Genomic DNA, 17,825 nt, shown 5'->3' with positions numbered 1-17,825 from the left:
CCTGCCGGATTTAACACCGGGCGGGGCCGGGCCTACGGGGCGGCGAAGAAGAACAGCCCCATTTTCGCGTTGTCCTCCGCCGCGGCCATGGCTGATACCGCCATGGCCGCAAGGGCGCGCACCAGCGGCCCGGTCACCTCGGGGGTGGACTCCATCTCGTCGGCGGCGGCCCACTCGGCGGCCAGCTCCGCCACGTCGGCCGGATCCTCCGGCGCGTCCAGTTCGGCGAAAACTTCCAGCAGGGCATCGGGGACGGCATAAAGCGTGTCCAGCTCAATGTCCACCAGGCTCAGTTCTGCACCGACGCCGGTCGCGTGGACCTTCCTCACCGCCAGTTCCCCCAGCACCTCAATTTCAAGGTCTCCCAGGCCCGGCGTTGGCAGGACGGGGACGTCCACGGCCGGCGATTTTCCGGCCTCACGGGCCTTGGCACGGGCAACGGCCTGGTGGTGGTCGGCTATGAAGAACTCGGAGTAAAGGGCCACACGGGTGCCTTTCGCGAAAGGGGTGGTGCCGGGTCAGCTGTGGGCTGCGGCGGGGGCACTCTCCACACTAACGCGAATCCGGTTGCGCCACGGGTCGTCGAAGAGGATTTCGGACCCGGTGTTGGCAACGGCAATGCCGTGGTGGGCCAAACGCTCGCCCAGCGCGCCGACGTCGTCCTGGCCGGGGAGCTTGATCAGGACCTCACCCAGGCCCAGCGTGTCCTTGCGGGGGCCGGCGCCGCGGCTGTTCCAGACGTTCATGGCCATGTGGTGGTGGTACCCGCCGGCGGAGACGAACAGTGCCTGCCCGTGCCATCCGGCCGTACGCTCAAAGCCGAGGGTGTCGACATAGAACTTCTCCGCGGTCTGCACGTCGCCCACCTGCAGGTGCACGTGGCCGACGCCGGCGGCGGCGTCCCGCTGCCCCGTCACCGACTTCTCGGTCAGGTGCTGCGTCAGGTAGTGCTGCGGCGGCAGGGCCAGCGAATCCATTTCCACCGTTCCGTTGGTCCAGTTCCATTCGGTGCGGGGGCGGTCCCAGTACAGCTCGATGCCGTTGCCTTCAGGGTCGGTGAAGTAGAAGGCTTCGGACACGAGGTGGTCGGCACTGCCGGCAAACAGCTTCGGGTCGTACTGTGCGGCGCTGGCCACGGTGGCAGCCAGGGAGGCCTGGTCGTCGAAAAGCAGGGCCGTGTGGAACAGTCCGGCCTCGCCGCGGCCGGGGATGTGCAGGCCGCCGGCCGGCTGCAGGTGGACCAGCGGCGTGGTGCCGCGGCCCAGGTACTGGCCGCCGTCGGCCTCGACGACTATGTCCAGGCCGAGCGCCTTTTGGTAGTAGTTGCTCATCAGCTTCATGTCCCCGACCTTGAGCATCACGGTGCCCATTTGCAGGTCGGCGGAAAGGAGGTCTTGCGGGGTGGTGGTCATGGCTTCTCCAAGGGTTGTTGTGTTCATATCGTATCAAACTACTTGAAGCTTCAACTTATTCCGGGGTTGGTTCCGGGGACCCGCTCCCACAGTCCATGGTCCAGGGCGAAGAGGGTCGCCGAAACCCGGTTGGCGGCCCCGGTCTTTTCATAAATGTGCTCCACGTGGTTGCGGGCTGTCTTCGGGGCAATGAACAGGGCGGCGGCAATATCCTTGTTGTTCATGCCCCGGCACAGCAAGGCAAGCACCTCGAGCTCCCTGGGTGTCAATCCGGCGGCTGGGCTGCGGCGCCGGGCAACATGGCCGCCTGAGGCCCGCAGGACCGCGTCCACGGCGCGCGCGTCCAGCCGGCCCGCCACGACGTCGGAGCGCAGCCTGGCGGCAGCTTCGGCAGGCGTGGCAGCCCGGCGGTGCGGGCGCGGCTCGAGGCTGCCCTGGTAAGCATCGGCCGCGGCCAGAATCCGCTGCCCGGCGTCCAGCCCGGCGCCGCTGAGTCCGCGCGGGTAGCCGGACCCGTCGAGCCGCTCCCGGTGCGCGCCGGCGAGCCCCGCCACCCGTCGCAGGCCGGGGACCCTGCCCAGGATGCGCTCGCTGAGGAAGGGGTACATTTGCAGCCGTTCACGGTCCATGGAAGACAGCTGCGCCTGCTTGTCCCAGATCGCGTTGGAAACACCCATCCGGCCCAGGTCATGGACCCAGCCGGCACGGCGCAGCAGTTCCACCTCAGTGGCCGGCAGGGCCCACTCGCGCCCGGCGGCCGCCGCCAACGAGGCCACAGCCCGGGAATGTCCCGCAGTCCACGGGCACTTCAGGTCGGCAAAGTCGCCCATGGCTGCCAGCACGGCGTCCAGCCCGGCCTCGGTCAGGTCGTCATCGCCGGGAGCCGCTGCGAGTGCTGCCGGCCATGGGTCCCCTTCCAGCAGACCCGCCGCCAGGGCGGCGGCCCGGGCGCAAAACAGGTCCGCCAGCTCCGGGTCGAACTGCGTGCCCCGGCGTTGCCGGACCATGGCCACCGCAGCGGGCAGGCCTCCGGTCCGCAGGAACACCTCGGCCGTGTCCGCCAGCTGGGCTATGCGCATTTCCAGGGGGATTTCAACGCCTGCCCTCCCCGCAGGGAGCCCCTTGCCGTCCCAGCGCTCAAAGGCATGGCCCAGAATCGCCGGCATGCCCGGGTCCAGTCCCACCCGGTTTGCCAGCTGACCGGCGGACAGGCAGTGGGAACGGATCAGCTTCCGCACCGCCGTGCCCGCTGTCGCCGCAAACCGCGACTGCCGGGCGGCCCGGCGCAGGGGCGGCAGTTCGGTGCCGGTGCGGTGCAGCATCAGCGTCAGCATGGGCAGCCCTCGGGCGTCGATGAGATAGTAGTCGGCACGGAAGCCGATGTCGTCGCCAAAACGGGCCGCCAGTTCAAAGGAGTCCGCGTGGCAGCCGATCCAGGCCAGGAGGTTGGCGTAGTACGTCCGGGCCCGGGCCTCCGGCCCGATGTCCAGCAGATCGGCCATCCGCGCGCCCAGCTGCATGGCGCGCAGCATGTGATCCATGGGCTGGCCGAGCCCCAGGTCGATGGCCAGGGAAAGGGCCGCCAGCACCTCGGCGCGCCGGGCGGTAAAGGGAGCCCGCGGCACCATGCCCGCAGGCCCGGGGGCCGTGGGAAGCCGGAGGGAATCACCGAAGTCCTGTGCCGCCACACCCCCATTCTACGGCCGGGCCCTCGACGCGTACCGGTTCCCGCCGCAGTCCGGCCCAGGCCCGGCCACCTCCGGCCCCGGGTGGGGTCAGCTGCCGGCCGGCGCAGGATGCGCCGGCCCGCCCAGGGGTGCGAGCAGGGCATCCTGCAGCCTCGGATCGAGGCCGGGAGGGACATCAACGTCCACGGCCAGGGCGTGCAGCGCCCGGCTGAAATAGTTGCGGGCTGCGGCAGCCAGTGCGATGTCCACGATCTCCCGGTCGCTGAAGCCGGCGTCGCGCAGGGAGCGGGAATCGGCGTCGTCCATGGTGGCGGAAGCCGTGCTGAGCTTGAGGGCGAAGTCCATCATGGCGACCTCATCCGCGGGGAGTCCGGCGGTCCGGTAGTCTCGGGCCACCCGCTCCAACTCGTCCGCCTCCATGAATGTCAGGGCCTTCCTGCCGTGTGCCAGCAGGCAGGCCGCCGAGCCGATCCCGCGTGCCGCCGCCAGGGTCACCAGTTCGTAACGGCGCAGGCCAAGCGAGCTGGCGATGGCCGCCTGCAGCGCCCGCCAAGCGGCGAACGCCCCGGGATTCAGGGCCATGGCCCGTGAGTGGCTGGGCACGTAGCCCAGCGCCCGGAGGTCGTCGGCATACAGCTGCGCAATGGGCCCCGCAGCAGCGGATTCGGGAATGGTTTCAATGACGCTCATGGTGTTTTGCCGCCCTTTCGTGATCCGGCGTGCGCTGCGGTGGACGGGAACCTGATGCCCACGTCCGCCACGAACAGGCCCCGCCGGGGGAGCCAAAAATCGGCCAGGTGCTCCTGCCCGGGAAGTACCCGCAGGATTCCCGCGTCCTCGCCGCCAATGACGGCCCGGCTGTGCGTGACGGTCCAGAGCCGCAGCGGCCTGGCCTGGAACCTTTGGCCGTTGGGGACCAGGCCGGCAAGTTTCATCCGCCCCGCGCCCAGCGCCGGTCCCATCATGCGGCCCATGGCGTTGACCACGCCGTCGCGGCGCCACACTGCGGAAGGAAGCCGCAGGGCCGCCGCCGTGGCGGCGGCGGTGGCCCAGCTCACCCCCAGTTCCAGTTCCCAACTGACGACGCCGGGCACTCCCACCTTGAGCGCCCGCGGGCCGGCCCATTCGGCGTCGACCCGTGCGGTCACGGCCTGCGCCAGGGCGGCCCCGAAGTACCTGGCGCAGCTCTGTTCCGGCGGGACGTCGGCGTAAACCGTCCACTGCCCCGCGGGCGTGCGAAGCCACACGGCGCGGTACCCCGGGCCAATTGAACTGGACGGGAAGCATCGGAAGGCCAGGTAGTGGCCCGAACTGAGCGGAACCCCCAAGACCGCGTAGCCGGCAAAGTGTTCGGCGGGGTCCGGGGGCATGTCTGCTGCCGCCTCGGCCCGGACCGCGCATTCCTGCGGTGTTGTGGTTGCCATGGGTGGCCTCCTTATGCGGTGTTCTGACCAGCGTAGGGCCGCAGCCGCCCGGGCGCATGGGGCAGATGACCCATTAAGGCCCGGCCCCGTTCGGGGTACCGCCGCCGGGCCGGGCGGACCGTCAGCGGAGCCGGGCGGACATGGCCACGCGCCGGCCCATGGCATCGAGCCCCAGCGCGGATTCCTCGCGGCGGAGCCGGCGCAGTTCCGGGGCCAGCGATTCCTCCGGCAGTTCCACAAAGCCGCAGCCGGCATAAAACGGGCCGTTGAACGGCACGTCGGCGAAGGTGCACAGCGTCATGGTGTGGAAGCCGGCCTCCAATGCCCACGCCTTGGCGGCCATGACGAGCGCCCGCCCGATCCCCTGCCGGGCATGCTCGGGGCTGACGGCCAGCTGCCCCAAATGGGCCTGGCCGTCAACAATGTCCAGGCGTGCAAAACCCACGGGCGGCCGTCCTGCCACCATGATGTGGAACGCGTCGGCATAGGACTCGGCCGTACCCGGCGGCGGAAACTCCCCGCGATGGCCGAACGGCGGGTCCAGGGTGTCGAAGGCCAGGTCCGCGTCCGCTTCGAGGGCAGGCAAAAGCGAGAATTCACTCAACGCCGCGGGACGGATTTCCAGCATGGAACGATCCTACGGCTTGACACCGGCACCTGGTGATCGTGTAACTTCGTCTTTGACCACACGGGAGCCCCGAAGCAGGGGCTGAGACACGGGCTGCAGCTGCCCGGGACCGTTGAACCTGTCCGGGTAATGCCGGCGAAGGAAGTGAGTACCACCTAGTGAATTCCACCGAACAAAGCCCTGCCCACACACTGTCCTACCTGACGGATGACCACCATGGCCTGCGGGTCCCGGTAACGTCCATCACGCTGGAGGATTCGGCGCCGGGGCGGGAAAATCCGCCCCTTCAGGTCTACCGGACGGCAGGGCCCGGCAGCGACCCCGTCCACGGGCTGCCGCCGCTGCGGGACCCCTGGATCGGGGCGCGCGGGGACTGCGAAACCTACCAGGGCCGCGGCCGCGAGCTGCTCGACGACGGCCGCTCGGCCCAGCGGCGCGGCGCCGCCTCGGCGGAGTGGAAGGGTGCCCAGCGGGCGCCACTGCGGTCCCGGGAGGGGCACACGGTGACCCAGATGCACTACGCCCGGGCCGGCGTCGTGACCCAGGAAATGCGGTTTGTGGCCCTGCGCGAAAACTGCGACGTGGAATTGGTCCGCAGCGAGCTGGCCGCCGGGCGGGCCATCATCCCCAACAACATCAACCACCCGGAGTCCGAGCCGATGATCATCGGCAAGGCCTTCCTGGTGAAGATCAATGCAAACATCGGCAACTCCGCCGTCACCAGCTCCATCGCCGAGGAGGTGGACAAGCTGCAGTGGGCCACCCTGTGGGGCGCGGACACCGTCATGGACCTCTCCACGGGCGACGACATCCACACCACGAGGGAGTGGATCATCCGCAACTCCCCCGTGCCCATCGGCACGGTGCCCATCTACCAGGCCCTCGAAAAGGTCAACGGCGAGGCGGACAAGCTCACCTGGGAGATCTTCCGCGACACCGTGATCGAGCAATGCGAGCAGGGGGTGGACTACATGACCATCCACGCCGGCGTGCTGCTGCGCTACGTCCCGCTCACGGCCAACCGGGTCACGGGCATCGTTTCCCGCGGCGGGTCCATCATGGCCGGCTGGTGCCTGGCCCACCACCAGGAGAACTTCCTGTACACGCACTTTGACGAACTGTGCGAAATCTTTGCCCGCTACGACGTGGCATTTTCCCTGGGCGACGGCCTGCGCCCGGGCTCCACGGCCGACGCCAACGACGCCGCCCAGTTTGCGGAGCTGGACACGCTGGCCGAGCTGACCAGGCGGGCCTGGAAGTACGACGTCCAGGTCATGGTGGAGGGGCCCGGCCACATCCCGTTCCACCTGGTCCGCGAGAATGTGGAACGCCAGCAGGAACTGTGCGACGGCGCCCCGTTCTACACGCTGGGCCCGCTGGTGACGGACATCGCCCCCGGCTACGACCACATCACCTCGGCCATCGGCGCCACGGAGATCGCCCGCTACGGGACGGCCATGCTGTGCTACGTCACGCCGAAGGAGCACCTGGGGCTGCCCAACAAGGACGACGTGAAGACGGGCGTGATCACCTACAAGATCGCCGCCCACGCCGCCGACATGGCCAAGGGGCACCCCGGTGCACGGGACCGTGACGACGCGCTGTCGAAGGCCCGCTTTGAGTTCCGCTGGCGGGACCAGTTCTCGCTGTCCCTCGACCCGGCGACGGCGGAGGCCTTCCACGACGAGACCCTGCCCGCCGAGCCGGCCAAGACGGCGCACTTTTGCTCGATGTGCGGCCCCAAGTTCTGCTCCATGCGGATCAGCCAGGACATCCGGGACGCCTACGGCTCGGCGCAGGACCAGGAGCAGATCGCCAGCGGCATGGCGGCCAAGAGTGCCGAGTTCATGGCCTCGGGGGCGAAGGTCTACCTTCCGGAGTTGAGCGTGCCGCGCAGCTAGCCGGCACCGCCCCGTCCGCCGGACTCAATGCCGGGCGATGAATTCCTCAATCAGCGCGGCGCCTTCCTCCGAGTCCTGCGGGCGGTGCCCGCCGCGGGTGACCTCGTGGCGGGCGCCCGTGGTGGCGAGGTAGTCGGCGATCTCCTCGTAAAGCGGTTCCCATCCGCCGGTCACAACCAGGGTGGGCACGCCGGGCACTATGTGGACCGGCGCGTCCCACTGTGGCGCCTGCAGGTGCACTCGGGCGGCGATCCTGGCCGCGGATTCCGCCGGACCCCTTTGCGGCGCTGCCGGGCCCGCCCGGAGGCCCGATGCCCCGCCGGCCGGGGCGCCCGGCCCGTTCATGGATGCGGTCAGGCGGCGGAATTCGGCGGAAAACGCCGCGTCCGTCAGCGACGCACTGCGCGCGAAAAGCGGCTCCAGGTGTTCACGGTACGCGGTGGTGGCAGGCAGTTCCGCCGTCAGCGACAGCAGCGCCGGTTCCACCAGGACCAGCGACTTGACGAGATCGGGCCGCTCCACGGCCGCCATGACAGCGGCAATGGCGCCCTGGGCATGTGCCACCAGGTGCGCGCCGCCGTCCAGGGCGTCGATGACGATCCCGGCGTCGGCGGCAAAGTCAGTGGGCAGGGGCGGCTCCACGGCGTCGAAGCCCGTCCGTTTCAGGAACAGGGCATCGTAACGCCCGGCCAGGCGGTGCTGGACCGGCCATGCGGCGGCGCCATAGCCGTCGATCCCGTGCACGAACACGATCCGGGGTTTAGTCATTCAAGCAGGTTACCGGACGGGACGGACAACGCCGGGGACCCCGCGGCCCGGGTCACCGGCCGGGGACGGGCCTCACGCATCCGGCTCCTCCGGCCCCCCGGACAGCGTGTCGGCGGCGGCGTGGCCGTTGATCGGAAAGTGGCAGGCCGTCATGTGCGGGATGGTTCCGTGCGCGGCGGCGGCCGCGGTCATGGCTTCCAGCCGGTCCGCCGGCATGGGCACCGATCCGCCGCCGGGCTGCAGCGGCGGCACCACCTTGGCGCAGATCTCCTGGGCCATGGGGCAGCGGGTGCGGAAACGACAGCCGCTGGGCGGGTTCATGGCCGAGGGCAGCTCCCCGCGCACGCCCAGCTTCGCCTTCTTCCGTTCAATGACGGGGTCCGGGATGGGGATGGTGTCGATCAGCCCGCGCGTGTAGTGGTGCAGCGGATGCGAATACACGGCCGCTGCCGGGCCCACCTCCACCATCCGGCCGAGGTACATGACCGCGATGACGTCGGAGAGGTAGCGCACCACGGACAGGTCGTGGCTGATGAAAAGGTACGTCAGCTCCCGGTCCCGCTGGAGTTCCTTCATCAGGTTCAGCACCTGCGCCTGGATCGACACGTCCAGGGCGGAGACGGGCTCGTCGGCCACGATCAGCCCGGGCTGCAGGGCCAGTGCCCGGGCCAGCCCGATGCGTTGGCGCTGCCCGCCGGAGAATTCGTGCGGATACCTCTCGGCCGCCCGGGCGGGCAGCCCGACGGCGGCCAGCAGCTCATCGACGCGGTCGTTGCGGTCGCGCGCGGTGCCCACGTGCTGGATGTCCAGCGGCTCGCGCAGGATGGACCGCACGCGCATCCGCGGATCCAGCGACGCGTAGGAGTCCTGGAACATGAACTGCACGTTGCGCCGGCCCTCCTTCGCCTCCTTGCCACGCAGCTTCGAAATGCGCCGGCCCCGGAACAGGATCCTGCCGCCGGTGGGCACCTCCAGCCCCACCACCAGCCGGCCCAGGGTGGTCTTCCCGCAGCCCGACTCCCCCACCAGCCCCAGCGTCCGGCCGCGGGGGATGGAGACCGTGACGTCAGCGACGGCGCTGATGTCGCCCACGTGCCGGCGCAGGATGGCGCCGGCCGTGACCGGAAAATCCTTCACGGCCCCCTGGATCTGCAGCAGCGGCACGCCGTCGGCCGGGATGAAGGTGGTGGGTGCCACCCAGGTGCGCACGTCCGACGTCGTGTCCTCCCCCGGCCGTTCCGTCGCCCGGTGGGCGGGCCCCGGGGTGACGGGCGCGCCCGGCCGGGGCCCGCCGTCGTCCATCCGGCCGGGCGTCTCCACCTCGGAAAGGTCCATGCCCGCCTCCAGCTCGGCAGCCTCCACACGGGCGGCCTCGGGGATGATGGTGCGCAGGTCCACGGGCTCGGGCACCTTCAGCGGCGTGGTGCGCGGGACGAAGCAGGCGTACTGCTGGGGCCCGTAGGGGGTGGAAATGGTGGTGGTGGGCGGCACCAGGGTGCGGCAGGATTCAACGGCGAAGCGGCACCGCGGCGCGAACCGGCAGGCAGGCGGCGGCTCGGTGAGGTCCGGAGGGAGTCCCGGAATCGAGTACAGCCGCTCGCCCGTGCCGGCCGCGCGCTCGGGCAGCGCCTCAAACAACGCATCCGTGTAGCGGTGCTTGGGCGCGGCGAACAGGGTGTGGACGTCCGCCATCTCCGCCACCTTGCCGGCGTACATGACCACCACCCGGTCCGCGCTGCCGGCGATGACGCCCAGGTCGTGGGTCACCAGGATCATGGCCATGTGGAATTCCTGGCGCAACCGGTCCACGAGTTCCAGGATCTGCTTTTGCACCGTGACGTCCAGCGCCGTGGTCGGCTCATCCGCAATCAGCAGCTTGGGCTGGCAGATCAGCGCCATGGCGATCATGACACGCTGGCGCTGCCCGCCGGACAGCTGGTGCGGGAAGTCCTTGACCCGCTGGAGCGGGCTGGGAATGCCCACCAGCCCGAACATCTCCACCACCTGCTTCATGGCCGCCGACTTGGACAGGCCGCGGTGGAGCATGAGCGGTTCGGCCACCTGGTCCCCGATGGGCATGACTGGGTTCAGCGAGGTCATGGGGTCCTGGAAGATCATGCCGATGTCCCCGCCGCGGATCTCCCGCAGCCGCGGTTCCTCCAGCTGCACCAGGTCCTCGCCGTCAAACAGGATTTCGCCGTGCGTGATGTGGCCCCCGGGCGGAAGCAGGCGCTCAATGGACATGGCCGTCATGGTCTTGCCGCTGCCCGACTCCCCCACGAGCCCCAGCGTCTCCCCGGCGTCCACATGGAGGGTGACATGGTCCAGGGCATGGACCACCGACTTGCTGAGCTGGATGTCGGTGCTGAGGTCGTTGATCTCCAGAAGTGCCATGCCGTAAGTCCTTTCCCTGTGACCCGATGTGCGACGCCGGGATGCTCAGCGCCGCTGCAGCCGCACCTCCACCGAATCGCGCAGGCCGTCGCCCACAAGGTTCACGGCCACCACCACCACGATGATCAGGATCCCCGGAGGGTAGATCAGCCACCAGTAGTTCGGGAAGATGAAGGCGGAGCCGTTGCTGAGCATGCCGCCCCAGTCGGTGGCCGGCGGGGAAATGCCCAGGCCCAGGTAGCCCAGGTAGGCGATGAGCAGGATGGCGTCGGCCACCTGGAACGTCGCGTTGACAATGACGGTGCCGACCACGTTGGGCATGATGTGCCGGAGCACCGAATGCCAGGACGAACCACCCATGACGCGCACTGCCTGGACGTATTCACGCACCCGCAGCGTCAGCGATTCACCGCGCACCAGCCGCGCCGGGACCAGCCAGGCTGTCAGGCCCAGGACGAAAATCATGACCGGGATGCTGGGCCGGACGATGGTGACGAGGAAGAGCAGCAGGAACAGGATCGGGATGGACAGGATGGCGTCGACAATGCGCATCATGACGGCGTCAACCGCGCCCCCGAAGAAGCCGGCGATGGCACCCCACACCGTGCCGACGATGGTGGCGATGATGGCGGCGGCAAAGCCGATGGCCAGGGATGTCTGCCCGCCCACCATCAACCGGCCAAGCTCGTCATAACCTGTCTCGTCGGTGCCCAGCGGGTGGCCCGGGCCCGGCGGCAGGTTTGTCTGGAGCAGGTTGACCGTCACCTGGTCCGTGCGGTAGAACAGCGGGGCGACGAAGCAAAACAGCACGGCGAGCGCCAGCACCACGAGCCCCACGATGGCCAGCTTGTTTTGGATGAAAACCTCAAAGCCGAGGCGGAACATGCTCTTGGCCTTGCCGACGGGCAGCCCCGTGGCGGCGTGCACCGGCTCCGGCAGTGCCCCGGAAACCTCAACCTCTGCCCTGCCCGGATCGCTCACAGCTTCACCCTCGGATCGATAATGGCCAGCGAGACGTCCGCCAGGAGGTTGCCGGCCACGGTGGCAAAGGCGGTGATGATCACCACGCCGAGTTCCACGGGATAGTCCGAGGACTGCGCCGCCTGCCAAAAGAGCAGGCCCATGCCGGGAAAGTTGAAGATGGATTCGGTGACCAGGGCGCCGGCAAAAAGGGCCGGCAGCGACAGGCCAAGCAGCGTGATGATGGGGATCAGGGCGTTGCGCAGGACGTGGTGGTACAGCACACGCTGCGGCGAGGCGCCCTTGGCCTGGGCGGTGCGGACGTAGTCCTGGTCAATGTTGTCCAGCACGGAGGAGCGCATGTACCGGGAGAAACCGGCAATGCTGAGCAGGGCCAGGGTGACAATGGGCAGGATCATGGCGTCAAACTGTCCAAAGATGGGGCCGATGCCATTGGACTGGGGGGCTTCCGGCGGGAACCAGCCCAAGTTTTGGGAGAAGACCTCAATCACGACCAGGCCGATGAAAAAGGTCGGTGCCGCATAGAAGATGAAGGAAAAGCCGGTGGCGATGTAGTCGGGGACGCGGTTGCGCCGCACTGCCTGGTAAATGCCCAGCGGCACGGCCACCAGCACCGTCAGCAGCAGGGACAACAGTGACAGGATCACCGTCTTGGGCAGCCGCTCCACCAGCAGTGAGCTGACCGACTGGTTGAGTTTGATGGAAAAGCCGAAGTTGCCGCTAAACCACTGCCCCAGCTGTCCGAAGTATTGGATGAGCAGGGGCTGGTCATAGCCGTTTGCGGCATTGAACTGGGCGATCTGGAGCGCGGTGGCCCGTGGTCCCAGAATGGCCCTGGCCGCGCCGCCCGGAAGCTGGTGCAGCAGGATGAAGACGATGATGGTCACGACAAAAACCACCAGGATGGACTGGGCCAGGCGGCGCAGGATATAACCGATCATGACGCCACAATCCCTGCTGGCATCGTACCGATGTTTGTTCCTGCTGCCGCCATGCCCGGCTCACCCCGTTGTCGTGACCTTCACTTGTTGTCGCAACCCTTTGCTTGTCCTGGCACTGGTCACCAGGCCCAGTTCTCGGGGTTGATGGGGCTGTACGGGTTCTGCGTCGTCGCACCCTTGAGGCCGTTGGCCACCTCAGTCAGGCTGTAGGTGTAATTCGGCTGCCAGATCACCGGCAGGTCCTTGGCCAGGGCATCTTCGTAGGCGTGCAACACATCAACGCCGCTCGTGGTGGTGGTGTTGGTGATCAGCTGGTCGACCATGGGGTTGGAGTAGCTGCCGCTGTTGGACCCTGCCCCCGTCTGCCACAGTTCCTCACCGGTCGGGTAGTAGTCGGGCAGGTACACCCAGCCGCCGCCCCAGTTCGCCATCTGCCATGTGCAGGTCTTGCCGCTGCAGGGGCTGGCCGCAGCGATGACCTTGTTGAACGGTTCCGAGGAGATGTTCAGCGTGATTCCGACCTGCGCTGCGTTGGACTTCATGGACTGCATGGCCGTGGTGATCGTCTGGTTGCCACTGGCATACTGCAGGTCGAAGTCCATCTTTGCACCGGCCGCAACCCCTGCGCCGCACTCGCCGGCACCGGTTCCCGGCTTGGCACAAACGCTCGTGCCGCCCGGGTTGACGGTCCAGCCGTTGTCAGTGAGGTATTTCTTCGCATTTGCGATGCTGAACGGATACGGGTTGTTCTTCTCGGTTTGGGAAATCAACGGGCTGTCCGACGGATACAGCGGGACCGGCCCCGTGGTCGGAACCCCGTAGTTCTTGGCGGCCGAGCCCAGGATGCCCTTTTGGTCAACCACTGACTGCAGTGCCTGGCGGAAGTAGAGCTGCTTGAAGATCGGCCCCACGGTGGGGTTGTTGAAATTGATCGGGAAGTAGTTGACGCCGTACAGGAACCACGGTGCCAGCGTGTAGTTGGTGCTCAACGGGTTCGGCCCGGCCTCGGCCGGTCCGGTGTTGGCGGGCTTGGCCTGCTTCAGGTCCTGCGTGGGCAGGTAGCCCACATCGATGGTGTCCCCGGCACGCAGCACGTTGAATTCAGCAGAGTCCGTGGTGAACGGAACCTCGATGAACTCCTTGAGTGCGGGCTTGACCGGACCGGAGTAGCTGGTGTTCGGCACGAAGGTGAGGTGCCCGTCGGCGTTGAACTTGGACAGCTTCCACGGCCCGTCGACCACCTGCCACAGCGGGTTCGTGGCGTACGTCGGCAGGTCCTTGGACTGGGCCGTCAAATACGCGTAGACCGCGGCACAGCCGGATTCATTCGTGGCACAGTCGCCCTTGGTGTTGGCAGCCGTCATGTCCCAGGCGTTCGGCATCGGGGTGATGGTGCTCAACTGGTTGTACAGGAACCACTGCTGGCTGTAGGCCTTGTTTGTGTTGAACACCACGGTCTTCGCGTCCGGCGCGGACGCTGAGACGACGTTGTCCGGGAACTGGCCCGGCGCGTACGCTGCGAAGTTCTTTTTCTCGGCCTTGAGCATGTTGAACCAGAACATCACGTTCTGTGAGGTCAAGGTCTCACCGTTGGACCACTTGTAGTCCTTCAGCTTGATGGTGACCGTCTTGCCGCCGTTGCTGTACGTCGGCTCCGCGGCCAGGCTGAGGGAATCATTGATCTCAGCCTTGCCTTGGTTCCCAAACCAATACAGCGGCCGGAACATGAGGAACTGCAGGTCCGAACCGTTGGCTACCGAGAAGTCGGCAAGTGGCGAAAACGGCCAGATCCAGTTCGGGACCGTATTTGGCGGCAAAGCCATTGTTGCGGTGTCAGCGGCTTTTCCGGGGTTGGTCCCTGAAGTTTTGGTGGCTGTCGGGGAACCACCTCCCGAGGAACATGCCGTCAACGCCAGCAATACCGCTGCGATAATTCCCAATATCCGAAAGATCGGCTTCCGGATGATCCCCCCATGAGTTCGCAATTTTTTCATGATGCGCCTCCATGGCAGAGCCAGGCGGTGGTGGATCAGTTTGGTCTTCGCAAGGCTCCTAAATCCGAGTCTAAACCTCCACTGCCGCACTGTCAGGCCGCAATTTGACAACGATTTGCCCTTTGTCAGGCCCCAAGGGTTGACACAAACGGCCTGCGGTGCGGCGCACCGGGGATCTTCGGGCGCGCTGGGCGGTTTCTGGCAATATCCTGCCAGTTTCCTGCAATCTCCCCGGCCAAGAGGTGGGACCTTGAGCTGTGATGCCCCTGGCGGGGACACGATGGCCCGGGACCCGTTGAGGTTCTAAGCTGACGTGTGTGAGCGTCGACGAGGAGGACTCCGTTGTTCCGTCCGCACAGGTTTCACCCGGCGGGATCCTGGGCCGCGGCTACCGGACGGTCACCCTGGGCATCTGCGCCCTCATCGTGCTGTCCGCCTTTGAGGCCTTGGCCGTCACCACCGTCATGCCCACCATCAGCGCAGCACTCAACGGGGCAGCGCTGTACGCCCTGGCCTTTGCCGGCCCGCTGGCGGCCGGCGTGGTGGGAATGGTGGCGGCCGGCAACTGGTCCGACCGCGAAGGACCGCGTGGCCCCTTGTACGCCTCGGTGGTCCTGTTCACCGCCGGGCTTGCCGTGGTCGGCACGGCTCCGGACATGGCCGTGTTCCTGGCGGGCCGGCTCGTGGAGGGGCTGGGCACCGGCGCCCTGACAGTTGCCTTGTACGTGGTGGTGGCCCGCGCCTACCCGCCCGGGCTGCACCCCCAGATCTTCGCGGCCTTCGCCGCCTGCTGGGTGGTGCCCTCGCTCATCGGCCCGCTGGTCGCCGGCCTGATCGCCCAAACCCTGGGCTGGCGGTGGGTGTTCCTCGGGGTCATCGTGCTCGTGGCGGGCGCCCTGGCCATGGTGGTCCCCGCCATGGCAAGGCTTCGGACTCCCGGGGCAGGTGCCGATGGCCGCGGCACCGCCGAAAGAAAGCCCGTGCCCTGGGAACTTGGCCGCCTCGGCTGGTCGCTGCTGGCCGCCGTCGCCGTGCTGGCCCTGAATTTGCTGGCCGATTCAAAAGGCCCGCTGCTGTGGGCCGGCCCCGCGGCAGCAGCCGTCGTCGTGTTGCTGGCGCTGCGCCCGTTGCTCCCCCGACGCACCTTGCGCTCCGGTGCCGGGCTGCCCAGCGTGATTCTCAGCCGCGGCCTTGCCTCGGGTGCTTTCTTCGGCGCTGACGTCTACATCCCCTACCTGTTGACCGTCCGGTACGGCTTCCCGCCCCTGGCAGCCGGGCTCTCCGTGACCGCCTCCGGCGTCTGCTGGGCGGGCGGGTCATGGCTGCAAAGCCGGCTGGCTGCGCGCCTGTCCCATGCGCGCAGCGTCCGCTTCGGCGCCCTGCTCCTGTGCCTGGCCATTGCCGCGGCCGGTGCGACTGCAGCCTTCGCCCTGGTGCCCGCGACCGCCATTGCGGGGTGGGCCGTGGGAGGCTTCGGCATGGGCCTGATGTACCCGCGCACCAGCGTTGCAACGCTGGAATACTCCACGGTGGAGAGCCAGGGCTTCAACAGCTCCGCGCTCAGCATTGCCGATTCCATCGGCGCGTCCATGTCCCTGGCTGCGACGGCAATCGTGTTTGCCGCCTTTGCCGGACTGGGCGGGGCCTGGCCGTTCACCGGCTGCTTCGCCCTCACGATCCTGCCCGCACTGGCGGCCCTGGCACTGGCCCAGCGCATCCGCCGGCCCCGTCCGGGCGTCACGTCCTGACCGGAGCCACCGAGGGCGGGCAGGCAGGCCGACGCCGGCCCGCGGCTGCGCGGCACCACGGCGGCCCGGACGCCGTCGCACCTTCCCCCAAAAGGGGCCGGGGTGCTACTTGAGGAACTTCTCGAAGCCCTTGGGCAGGTTCAGGCTGGCCGGGTCAAAGTCCTCGTTGCCGGCGCCAAAGGACGCACCGGTGGGCAGCGGTTTGGGGGCGGATGCCTTGTCCTGCGCGGCACGCAGCTCGGCGGCGGCCTTGGCGGGGTTGCCGGAGCGGGCCTTCTTCTTCGGCGACTGCCTGCCCTTTCGGCCGCCCTTGAAACCGCCGGGACCGGGGACACCGGGCATGCCGGGGATGCCGCCGCCCTGGGCCATTTTCTTCATCATCTTCTGGGCCTGGCCAAAGCGCTCCAGCAGGCCGTTGACCTCGGAGACGTGCACGCCGGAACCCTTGGCGATGCGGGCGCGGCGGGAGCCGTTGATGATCTTCGGCGCGACGCGCTCGTGCGGGGTCATGGAACGGACGATCGCCTCGACCCGGTCGATTTCACGCTCGTCGAAGTTTTCCAGTTGCTGGCGGATGTTGGCCGCGCCGGGCATCATCATGAGCATCTTCTTCATGGAGCCCATTTTGCGGATCTGCTGCATCTGGGACAGGAAGTCGTCCAGGGTGAAGTCTTCCTGGTCGGCGAACTTGCGCGCCATGCGCTCCGCTTCGCCCTTGTCCCAGTTCTTTTCCGCCTGCTCAATGAGCGTCAGGACGTCGCCCATGTCCAGGATGCGGCTGGCCATGCGGTCCGGGTGGAACAGTTCAAAATCGTCCAGGGACTCGCCGGTGGAGGCGAACATGACGGGCTTGCCGGTTACGGATGCCACCGACAGGGCAGCACCGCCGCGGGCGTCGCCGTCGAGCTTGGAGAGGACCACGCCGGTAAAGTTCACGCCCTCGTTGAACGCCTGGGCCGTGTTGACGGCGTCCTGGCCGATCATGGCGTCGATGACGAAGAGGACCTCGTCCGGGTTGATCGCGGCACGGATGTTGGCCGCCTGTGCCATCAGCTCGGCATCGATGCCGAGGCGGCCGGCGGTGTCGACGATGACGACGTCGTGCAGCTTGGACTTGGCCTCGGCCACGCCGGCCTGGGCAACGGCCACGGGATCGCCGGTGGCGGATTCAAATTCGCTGCTGACGCCGGGGTGCGGGGCGAAGACGGGCACGCCGGCGCGCTCACCGTTGACCTGGAGCTGCTTGACGGCGTTGGGGCGCTGGAGGTCCGCGGCGACCAGGAGCGGGCTGTGGCCCTGGGCCTTGAGCCACTTGGACAGCTTGCCGGCCAGCGTGGTCTTCCCCGCGCCCTGAAGGCCGGCAAGCATGATCACGGTGGGCGGGTTTTTCGCCAGGTTGATGCGCCGGGTCTCCCCGCCCAGGATCGTCACCAGCTCTTCGTTGACAATCTTGACGATCTGCTGCGCCGGGTTCAGGGCCTCGTTGACCTCCGCGCCGAGCGCGCGTTCGCGGACCTTGGCGGTGAATTCGCGCACCACGGGCACCGCCACGTCGGCGTCCAACAGGGCACGGCGGATTTCCCGGACGGTGGCGTCGACGTCGGCTTCACTCAGCCGGCCCTTGCCGCGCAGGTTCTTGAAAGTTGCTGTCAGCCGGTCAGATAGGGAGTTGAACACGCGCCGTGTACTTCTTTCGTCTGGGATACAGCCATCACCCGCGCGGCCCCGCCGTGGCGGCCGGGCCGCGAACGACGGGTGCGGCGATTTCGAATGTGCAGGATGAGAACGGCGGGCGGCAGTGCTGCCCGCTCCCTTTCCTGTAGGACTCAACTATCAAGGGTACCAAGTGCAGGGCCGGTTCGTTGCACGTTTTCGCTGCCGGCAGCCGTGGCCCGGCCGGCAACACGGCCGTGCCGGGGGAAAGGAAATCCACCGGACAAAGTGGC

14 protein-coding genes and 1 riboswitch are annotated in these 17,825 nt (G+C 67.9%); of the genes, 2 read left to right on the top strand and 12 right to left on the bottom strand.

Annotated elements, in window-relative coordinates:
* Positions 1-32: 32 nt before the first annotated feature.
* The 6 genes from G6035_RS13490 to G6035_RS13465 all read right to left on the bottom strand — a co-directional run bounded on the left by G6035_RS13490 (position 33) and on the right by G6035_RS13465 (position 5,152).
* On the bottom strand, positions 33-485 hold the full coding sequence (locus tag G6035_RS13490; protein WP_176617613.1) for a hypothetical protein: 453 nt from the start codon (positions 483-485) through the stop codon (positions 33-35).
* A 33-nt stretch (positions 486-518) separates the two neighbouring features.
* Positions 519-1,412 (bottom strand): VOC family protein, encoded by an 894-nt coding sequence (locus G6035_RS13485; RefSeq protein ID WP_176617612.1) that lies wholly within the window; start codon positions 1,410-1,412, stop codon positions 519-521.
* A gap of 50 nt (positions 1,413-1,462) precedes the next feature.
* Complete coding sequence (locus G6035_RS13480; protein WP_371131015.1) at positions 1,463-3,100, bottom strand: HD domain-containing phosphohydrolase; 1,638 nt, start codon at positions 3,098-3,100, stop codon at positions 1,463-1,465.
* Between the two features lie 87 nt (positions 3,101-3,187).
* Entirely contained in the window at positions 3,188-3,790 is a 603-nt protein-coding gene (locus G6035_RS13475) for a carboxymuconolactone decarboxylase family protein (protein ID WP_176617611.1), read from the bottom strand.
* Positions 3,787-4,524 (bottom strand): hypothetical protein, encoded by a 738-nt coding sequence (locus G6035_RS13470; RefSeq protein WP_176617610.1) that lies wholly within the window; start codon positions 4,522-4,524, stop codon positions 3,787-3,789. The genes G6035_RS13475 and G6035_RS13470 overlap by 4 nt, the downstream gene beginning before the upstream one ends.
* A gap of 121 nt (positions 4,525-4,645) precedes the next feature.
* The gene (locus G6035_RS13465) at positions 4,646-5,152 is read right to left on the bottom strand and encodes a GNAT family N-acetyltransferase (RefSeq protein ID WP_176617609.1); all 507 of its coding nucleotides are present in this window, start codon (positions 5,150-5,152) and stop codon (positions 4,646-4,648) included.
* A gap of 50 nt (positions 5,153-5,202) precedes the next feature.
* Positions 5,203-5,313: riboswitch (TPP riboswitch) on the top strand.
* On the opposite strand from G6035_RS13465, the gene thiC reads away from it, so the two are divergent.
* Positions 5,311-7,053, top strand: coding sequence for a phosphomethylpyrimidine synthase ThiC (gene thiC, locus G6035_RS13460; RefSeq protein ID WP_176617608.1), 1,743 nt, complete (start codon positions 5,311-5,313; stop codon positions 7,051-7,053). It overlaps the preceding riboswitch by 3 nt.
* A gap of 24 nt (positions 7,054-7,077) precedes the next feature.
* Here the strand turns inward: thiC and G6035_RS13455 are convergent, their stop codons facing one another.
* The 5 genes from G6035_RS13455 to G6035_RS13430 form a co-directional block, all read right to left on the bottom strand.
* Entirely contained in the window at positions 7,078-7,821 is a 744-nt protein-coding gene (locus G6035_RS13455) for an alpha/beta fold hydrolase (protein WP_176617607.1), read from the bottom strand.
* Between the two features lie 72 nt (positions 7,822-7,893).
* The gene (locus G6035_RS19780) at positions 7,894-10,215 is read right to left on the bottom strand and encodes an ABC transporter ATP-binding protein (RefSeq protein WP_218063208.1); all 2,322 of its coding nucleotides are present in this window, start codon (positions 10,213-10,215) and stop codon (positions 7,894-7,896) included.
* Between the two features lie 45 nt (positions 10,216-10,260).
* Positions 10,261-11,196, bottom strand: coding sequence for an ABC transporter permease (locus tag G6035_RS13440; protein WP_256882590.1), 936 nt, complete (start codon positions 11,194-11,196; stop codon positions 10,261-10,263).
* Positions 11,193-12,137, bottom strand: a complete 945-nt coding sequence (locus G6035_RS13435) for an ABC transporter permease (protein WP_176617606.1) — start codon at positions 12,135-12,137, stop codon at positions 11,193-11,195. Before G6035_RS13435 ends, G6035_RS13440 begins: the two co-directional genes overlap by 4 nt.
* 119 nt (positions 12,138-12,256) lie before the next feature.
* Positions 12,257-13,960, bottom strand: coding sequence for an ABC transporter substrate-binding protein (locus G6035_RS13430; RefSeq protein WP_218063207.1), 1,704 nt, complete (start codon positions 13,958-13,960; stop codon positions 12,257-12,259).
* 479 nt (positions 13,961-14,439) lie between these two features.
* Here G6035_RS13430 and G6035_RS13425 point away from each other — a divergent pair, with 479 nt between their 5' ends.
* On the top strand, positions 14,440-15,879 hold the full coding sequence (locus G6035_RS13425; protein ID WP_218063214.1) for an MFS transporter: 1,440 nt from the start codon (positions 14,440-14,442) through the stop codon (positions 15,877-15,879).
* Positions 15,880-15,984: 105 nt separating this feature from the next.
* On the opposite strand, the gene ffh is transcribed toward G6035_RS13425, so the two are convergent.
* Complete coding sequence (ffh, locus tag G6035_RS13420) at positions 15,985-17,556, bottom strand: signal recognition particle protein (protein ID WP_176617603.1); 1,572 nt, start codon at positions 17,554-17,556, stop codon at positions 15,985-15,987.
* Positions 17,557-17,825 lie beyond the last annotated feature (269 nt).

This window comes from Arthrobacter sp. SDTb3-6, assembly GCF_013376095.1.
Lineage (GTDB): Bacteria > Actinomycetota > Actinomycetes > Actinomycetales > Micrococcaceae > Specibacter.
Note: the sequence above shows the minus strand (reverse complement) of the source record. Positions and strands in the feature narration are given on the sequence as shown.